Genomic DNA, 7,032 nt, shown 5'->3' with positions numbered 1-7,032 from the left:
TTTGCCACACTTATAAGTAGTAACCCACCTCCGCAGCCATTTATTGGTGTGGTCTACAGAGGATTAAGTCTTTTTAGAGGGGAAAATCCCTAGAACCCCAAATTGGTGAAGCGGATTTTGCTGACCTTCTTTATGCTCAGTATATTTCTGAACAAAATCAAAATAGTTAAAATTTCATGCAGTTTACTTTGGCCATACCTGCGCAAGTAGGGTAAAGAAAGCGCAGTATATAAGAAATCATATAGCTTCTCAGTCTGATGGTTGAGCAATGCTGAATTCCCGGTAAAAAAATCTGTCAGTACCATTATTCAAACCATAAACTTTGGCCGGACTGCCATAATTATGTTTCCTATTAAACAGGAGACAAATCATGGCAATTAAAATCCATACACCTTGGAACAAAAATCGTATTATCGGTCAGAAAAAGCCTCTTCAGATATCACATATATGGGGTATCCGGATTCGCTAAGAGCTTGAAGGACGGACTCGTGATCTAGCACTGTTCAACCTTGGTCTTGATAGCAAACTACGAGGTTGTGACCTTGTTAAACTCAAGGTCTCCGATGTCGTTTGCGGACGCTCAGCTCTTAGGCGCACGCATCTCGTTCAGCAAAAAACAGGTAGTCCTGTCCAATTTGAGATAACACCAAACACGGGAGAATCGATATTGGCTTGGGTAAAGAAAGCTGGATTAAAACCCTCTGATTATCTTTTTAAGTCCCGTATACATAGCGCTGAGCACATATCAACTAGACAATATAACCGCATTTTTCACGGATGGATTGAAAAACTTGGTCTAGATACATCTCTCTACAGCACCCATTCAATGCGCAGAACCAAGCCTTATCTGATTTACAAGAAGACTAAAAATCTCCGGGTAGTTCAACTCTTGCTGGGCCATAAAAAGTTAGAGAGCACTGTTCGCTACTTAGGCATTGAGGTGGACGACGCTTTGGAAATATCGGAATCTATAGAAGTTTAGGCTGTAAGGGGCTGCCTGTGCAGCCCTTGTGTACGTATACCGGACCTTCACGACTTAGTTCTCTAGCTTCAACTATGAACGAGAACCAGACGTAGCCGACATTTAGTTTTGATTGAATTATTTACTCTAAAGCGGACATTAACTTTTCAATAACGGGCGCAGGCACGTGGGGCATAATGGCGAAGCCGCCCTGCGTGTATGCGTCCCAGCGAACGAAGTGAGTGAGTTTATTGAGTTGTTATGTGCGTATTCGAAATATCCTTTTCTCAATATCTTCAACTTCCTTTAGTAGTTCTGTGTCTTCAAAGTGCGTCAAAGCGTTTTTGGAAAGTTTAGAATATGCTAAAGCCTGACTGATGTCATTTTGTTCCAAATATAACTCTGCCAATTCTTTAGCAATGGATGCGATGTATTCTTGTTGAGTCTGCTCTTTGGCCAGCTGAATCGCTTTTAGGTAAGCAGACATTCTTTCATCATTATTCTTAGTGAAATCGGCCAGAGTCTCCCATTGAAATGGGTGGTCTAATATAGTGTTTTCGTGAGTTTCACAGATGGTTCTCAATTGATTATGAGCTTCCCAATAGTCCTTGGTAGATGACTCATTGGTTATTACTAAAGCGATTTCTAATACTTTTTCATGGAAAGGTGGTTTAAATTTCATAGAAGCACATAGACACAATGACTCCCTGAGAAATGCTAGCCTCCGCATTTTCGTGGGTTAGCTGAAAGCCAGTGCCATAATTAGTTTGCTTAAGACTAAATCATTTGGAGGCTAGCATGAATAAACATAGCATGATTTTTATAGGGTTGGATACGCATAAAGAGTTTCACGAAGTGGCTTATTGTGAAGAGCAGCGTGGAGCAAGTGCGGTGCACTATGGCCGCATTCCTTCTTCAAAAGTCAGCGTCAAAAAGCTTATCCGTCAGTTTGAATCGAAATATCCTGGGGCAACAATTCACGTGGTGTATGAAGCAGGGCCGTGTGGCTATTGGATTTATCGGCTGATAACGAGTTTAGGGCATTGTTGCTATGTCGTCGCGCCTTCTCTTATACCCAAAAAGCCTGGAGAACGTATTAAGACTGACCGCCGTGATGCACTTAAATTAGTGAAGTTGCTAAAGTCGGAAGATCTTACACCCATTTATGTGCCTGAGCCGGAGGATGAAGCTGTTCGCGATTTATCCCGCGCCCGAGAAGCAGCAATGAAAGATTTAAAAGAAGCTAAGTACCAGCTTAAAGCCTTACTGCTGCGCAACAACATTCGTTATGAAGGCACTGCCAACTGGTCGAAGAAGCACCTTCGCTGGCTCACTGAACTGATTTTGCCTCATCCGGCTCAGCAAATTGTCTTGCAAGAACAGTTGCAAACCATAGAAGAGCGCATTCGTCGGCTAGAAAGGCTAGATAATGAATTAACCCATCATGTTCACCAGTGGCGGTATTATCCTGTCGTTAAAGCGATTCAAGCCATGCGTGGTGTGAGACTGCTAGTGGCGGTTGGGGTTGTTGCTGAGCTTGGTGATTTAAATCGTTTCGACCACCCTAGAAAGCTCATGGCTTATTTAGGTTTGGTACCAAGCGAGCATTCCTCAGGCGGAAAACGGCACTTAGGCGCAATAACCAAATGTGGGAATGGTAGAGCCAGGCGCTTACTTATTGAGGGCGCACATAGTTATCGCTATCCAGCCAATATCTCGACGGATATTCAACTACGACAGGAAGGCTTACCCAAAGACATCGTCGATATTGCTTGGAAAGCACAGCTTCGTCTGTGCAAACGCTACCAGCGAATGAGTAAAAAAGGTAAGCATTACAACCTCATTATCACCGCAATAGCCAGAGAGATGGCAGCCTACATATGGGCTATCGCTAAAGAAGTGGTGCTTACGCCAGTTAATCCAAAATTGAGATTGAGCAGAGTACCTGCATGATAAAAGAGTTTGAGCTAATGCATTCGGATCAGGCCGCGGAATGCGGCACAACCTACGAGGGCGTTATGACGGCAATAACTTAACGGTTATTGATCCACGAACATAGACTGATGAGAAGGTGACCACGGCGGAGTGAGTAAGGTAGGCGCTGTTCATTGAGAGATGAATAATCCACGAATACCAGCATGACAACCGACGACATTACTGCCTCATCCGGTGCGTTAGCTCATTTATTTTAAGTGAGAAACAAAGCTAATTATGGGCTGAAAGAGTGTCAGGGTTACGCTCGGTTTTTATTGACAAGGGGAGTCATACCAACACCCCACTTAGGGGCAAATACACGTAGGCTAAAATTGGAGCGAAGCGACTGAGCCTACGTGTATTTGTCCCAGCGAGCGCGAGCGAGTGCCTACAGTGGTTTGTTATGGATCCACCAATTTTGATTCTTCAAAGCCGCAGGTAGAGCACTTATACTCCCGTTCCTTAGCTCCTAAATCTCCAAAAGTGGGATGTGGGCGCGTAGAAATAATTTTAAATGTTCTGTTATTGCAACTTGGACAGCGCTCACCTGTAGCACTCGTCACTTCGTTTAATTTTTCCTTCAACGAAGCATTTTCTGAGACTAAATCAGCGATTTTTAACTTTGCATCGGCAAGTTCAAGACTTAAATCAGCCAGTAAATTTTTGAACTCTGCGTCCTCAATATTCTTGCCAATTTCTCGAAGGCGAGTAGCTAGATTTATTGCCGTTGATACCGTTGTTAAAATATCTGCCATAGAAACATCCTTATTCTTAATTAAAGCTATAACTTTAAGCTAAGGGGCGCTGATACGTGGGGCATAATGGCGAAGCCGCCCCGCGTATAGGCGTCCCAGCGAACGCCGTGAGCGAATTAAGCGTGTTGTTAGCCGCGTTCGTGCCAATACCCTGGTTTTCGGTGGTTGTGCATAATAGCTACCACACTAATTTCCCTGTTTTCGATAATTTTATAAATAATAGAGTATGGGAACCTGCTTAAGACAAAGCGTCGATGAGTTTGCCCCATTTTTGTCCATGCCGAAGGCAAAGAACTAACTGAATCGATGGCTTCCTTGAGTTCTTGGGTAAATTCGTGACCCAACCCCAGTGACTGCTCTTGATACCAATCAAACGACTCTTTTATTTCCCTTTTAACCTCTGGGTGAAAGGAAACAGGCAGCATCTTTTAATTTAGATCCTTTTCTATCTCTTCCCAACTAATGCTTTTTACCGCACCAGACCTTAGCTCTGCGCTGCGAGCTTCTGCAAGTTTTACCCACTCAGATTCCACATCGCTATCAATCTTAGTATCCATAGCCGTTAAAAGACAGTGGGCAGCAAGAGCTTTCTCTTTAGTACTGAGTTGCTCGATATTTTCAAGCATCACTTTTAATGCATCAGACATAAAATAACTCCCATTGAGTATGATTTGATATTACCACTAAAAAAGAGAAGTGAAAGGCTGGATTTACAAGTAGCGGCTAACACCCCACTAAGGGGCGATAACACATGGGCTAAAATTAGGAACGAAGTGACGCAGCCCATGTGTTAGCGTCCCAGCGAGCAGCGCGAGTGCCTTTAGTGTTTTGTGTACGCCCAGCATGGGCATGAACTAATGAGGTGAAAGTCCTCTGTAGGAAGATCACCGTTGTTTAACACACTGTTATTCAACGCTAACTACTAGCGAATGGCAAGGGCTAAATCGTGAGAGATAGTCTGGAGGAAGCCGCTAGCAAATCTGCGAGCTGATGAACAAGAACATCATATGAGGCGTAGGCTGAAGGTGAGTTGGCACAAGACAACGAAACCATGTGATCTAACGGCCACCGTAAATGATGCAGCAGTGCAGAGACAGTCCATGTTCTTATCTGGGGAGATCTGCTTTACGAGCGATCGGTGAATACCAGTAAGGCTCTGGTATACAAGTGCCTTGGCGCAGAGGAAACGCATCATCCACTGCGAGCGAATTCGATGCAAACCGATAGCGCTGTTACAGGTAACTGTGGCGGTGATAGAGCAGAAGTCAGCAGACGGCATAGTAGCCAAATGCCCAGCGTAATGGCTGGGACACGGCCAAGGCCGGAACATTTAGAATAAAGGAGGAGCCTTGTCAGACTTGAACACACGAATGCCGTCCGGTAGTGACGTGACTCAGCGTACTGATGAGCAGCCAGCCTTTAGCGCAGATCTACTCGAACTTTTTCTCCAGCCTTCCAATCTTGTGTCGGCATGGAAGCAGGTTCGAGCCAACAAAGGGGCCGCTGGCATTGATGGCATGACCATTGATGACTTCCCCGCTTGGGCAAACGCCGGAAACTGGAAACGTGTTATGACTGCGCTTCGCTCAGGCCAATACCAACCTTCACCGGTGAAACGCGTTGAGATTGACAAACCTGATGGCGGAAAACGTCAATTAGGGATCCCAACTATCGTTGACCGTGTTATCCAACAAGCGATTGCCCAAGTCCTTACGCCTATTTTCGACCCAACCTTCTCAGATAATAGTTTTGGGTTCAGGCCACATCGAAATGGGCAACAAGCAGTGAAGCAGGTAAACAGCATTATCAAAACGGGACGCCGTTTTGCCGTAGATGTTGATCTGTCTAAGTTCTTTGACCGCGTTAATCACGATTTACTCATGACCTACCTTGGCTACAAAGTGAAGGATAAGCGACTGCTTAAACTGATTAAACGTTACTTACGAGCTGGGATTCTCTGCAAAACCAAAGGGGATAACCAGCTTTATAGCGAGAGTCGAGAAGGTGTTCCTCAGGGCGGGCCATTATCGCCGCTACTGGCAAACATCATGCTAGACCCATTGGACAAAGAGCTTGAGAAACGGGGTCACGAATTTGCACGATATGCGGACGATTTTACCATACTGGTAAAGACGCCCCGTTCGGGTGAACGCGTGCTCAACAGTATCAGCAGATTCCTGTGCCACCGCTTGAAGTTAGTTGTTAATACAACCAAAAGCCACGTCGTTAAAACCAGTGAAAGCAAATTCCTTGGATTTACCTTCAAGGCAGGCCGCATTCAATGGCATCCGAAGACCCTGATGAAGTTTAAGCAACAGGTTCGACGATTAACGAACCGCAACTGGGGCGTATCGATGCAATACCAACTCTTTAAACTCAGTCAGTATTTACGAGGCTGGATAAATTACTTTGGTATCGCCAGTGGATATCAGCGCTGCGTAGAACTGGATCACTGGATCCGGCGCAGAGTGAGAATGGCTTACTGGCGTCAGTGGCGAAAACCGCGCACCAAAGTACGACATTTAATGAGACTGGGCGTGCATGTTCAAGCTGCGGTAGCGTGTGGTATCACCAGCAAAGGGCCATGGCGTAGTGCAAAATCTCCGGGGATCAATCAGGCTTTATCACTTGATTACTTGAAATCCGAAGGGCTTTATTCACTACGTGATGGATGGATTGCGCTTCACTATCCTAAATGAAACGCCCTGTGCGGAGCCGCATGCAGGGTGTTGTGGGGGCTGGAGGCTAGATACCTCCGGCTACCCGATTAGTTGCCTTAGCCGAAAATATTAGCATATGTCACATATAGCCCAAACGCGATATAGCCTAAAGATATAATGGCGTTGAGAAACCAAATAAAGCGCCAAAACAAACCTGTAAAGTTAAAAGTCTTTCGTAATTTAGGACTTAGTAGCGCAACTGTCGAAGTGATAGAGCCCAAAGCTGAGCAACAAAATAGTGGAAGCACTATAAACATTAATAAGAGGCCAGCAGCACCCGCAGATGCCCCGCTTGAGTCAGGTTCTATTGGAGCTAAGATCCAATACGATAAGCAGACCGATATAAATAAAGATAATAAACTAAGTAATTGAAGGCTTCTCATATGGCTCTTGGCAACTAACAACTTATTATGAAGACTTCATTGAAACAACAGTCTATTGCCATTTCTCGAACGCGTCATAGTTAATTCTTTTCAATAGCTTACCCTTTTTCTAATTATTATTTCTAGGAAATTTAGTGTTGTGACGTGGTCAACCAAAATTGACCAACCCAGTTAAGCTACTTTTTTCAATTTCTTCATGTCCGCCTCATATTGATTTGGACTTCTGTAATCTAGATACG

The 7,032-nt window shown here is 44.6% G+C and carries 7 protein-coding genes and 1 pseudogene; 4 read left to right on the top strand and 4 right to left on the bottom strand.

Features of this window, described 5'->3' with window-relative positions; genetic code table 11:
- The first annotated feature begins 370 nt into the window (after positions 1-370).
- Positions 371-982: pseudogene (locus BIZ39_RS19585) on the top strand (tyrosine-type recombinase/integrase).
- Positions 983-1,220: 238 nt separating this feature from the next.
- Here the strand turns inward: BIZ39_RS19585 and BIZ39_RS19580 are convergent.
- Entirely contained in the window at positions 1,221-1,643 is a 423-nt protein-coding gene (locus BIZ39_RS19580) for a hypothetical protein (RefSeq protein ID WP_187447805.1), read from the bottom strand.
- Between the two features lie 116 nt (positions 1,644-1,759).
- Between BIZ39_RS19580 and BIZ39_RS19575 the strand changes: the two genes are divergently transcribed.
- The gene (locus BIZ39_RS19575; protein WP_013784192.1) at positions 1,760-2,914 is read left to right on the top strand and encodes an IS110 family transposase; all 1,155 of its coding nucleotides are present in this window, start codon (positions 1,760-1,762) and stop codon (positions 2,912-2,914) included.
- Positions 2,915-3,336: 422 nt separating this feature from the next.
- Here the strand turns inward: BIZ39_RS19575 and BIZ39_RS19570 are convergent, their stop codons facing one another.
- From BIZ39_RS19570 to BIZ39_RS19560, 3 genes are all read right to left on the bottom strand, one after another.
- Positions 3,337-3,690, bottom strand: a complete 354-nt coding sequence (locus BIZ39_RS19570) for a hypothetical protein (RefSeq protein ID WP_187447804.1) — start codon at positions 3,688-3,690, stop codon at positions 3,337-3,339.
- A gap of 128 nt (positions 3,691-3,818) precedes the next feature.
- On the bottom strand, positions 3,819-4,115 hold the full coding sequence (locus BIZ39_RS19565; RefSeq protein WP_105933275.1) for a type II toxin-antitoxin system RelE/ParE family toxin: 297 nt from the start codon (positions 4,113-4,115) through the stop codon (positions 3,819-3,821).
- Positions 4,116-4,118: 3 nt separating this feature from the next.
- The gene (locus tag BIZ39_RS19560) at positions 4,119-4,337 is read right to left on the bottom strand and encodes an addiction module protein (RefSeq protein ID WP_187447803.1); all 219 of its coding nucleotides are present in this window, start codon (positions 4,335-4,337) and stop codon (positions 4,119-4,121) included.
- 491 nt (positions 4,338-4,828) lie between these two features.
- Between BIZ39_RS19560 and BIZ39_RS19555 the strand changes: the two genes are divergently transcribed.
- Positions 4,829-5,029 (top strand): hypothetical protein, encoded by a 201-nt coding sequence (locus tag BIZ39_RS19555; RefSeq protein WP_136251253.1) that lies wholly within the window; start codon positions 4,829-4,831, stop codon positions 5,027-5,029.
- A gap of 10 nt (positions 5,030-5,039) precedes the next feature.
- Positions 5,040-6,389, top strand: a complete 1,350-nt coding sequence (ltrA, locus tag BIZ39_RS19550) for a group II intron reverse transcriptase/maturase (RefSeq protein ID WP_168463668.1) — start codon at positions 5,040-5,042, stop codon at positions 6,387-6,389.
- Positions 6,390-7,032: the final 643 nt, after the last annotated feature.

This window comes from Alteromonas sp. BZK5, from assembly GCF_014349115.1.
Taxonomy (GTDB): domain Bacteria; phylum Pseudomonadota; class Gammaproteobacteria; order Enterobacterales; family Alteromonadaceae; genus Alteromonas; species Alteromonas macleodii.
Note: the sequence above shows the minus strand (reverse complement) of the source record. Positions and strands in the feature narration are given on the sequence as shown.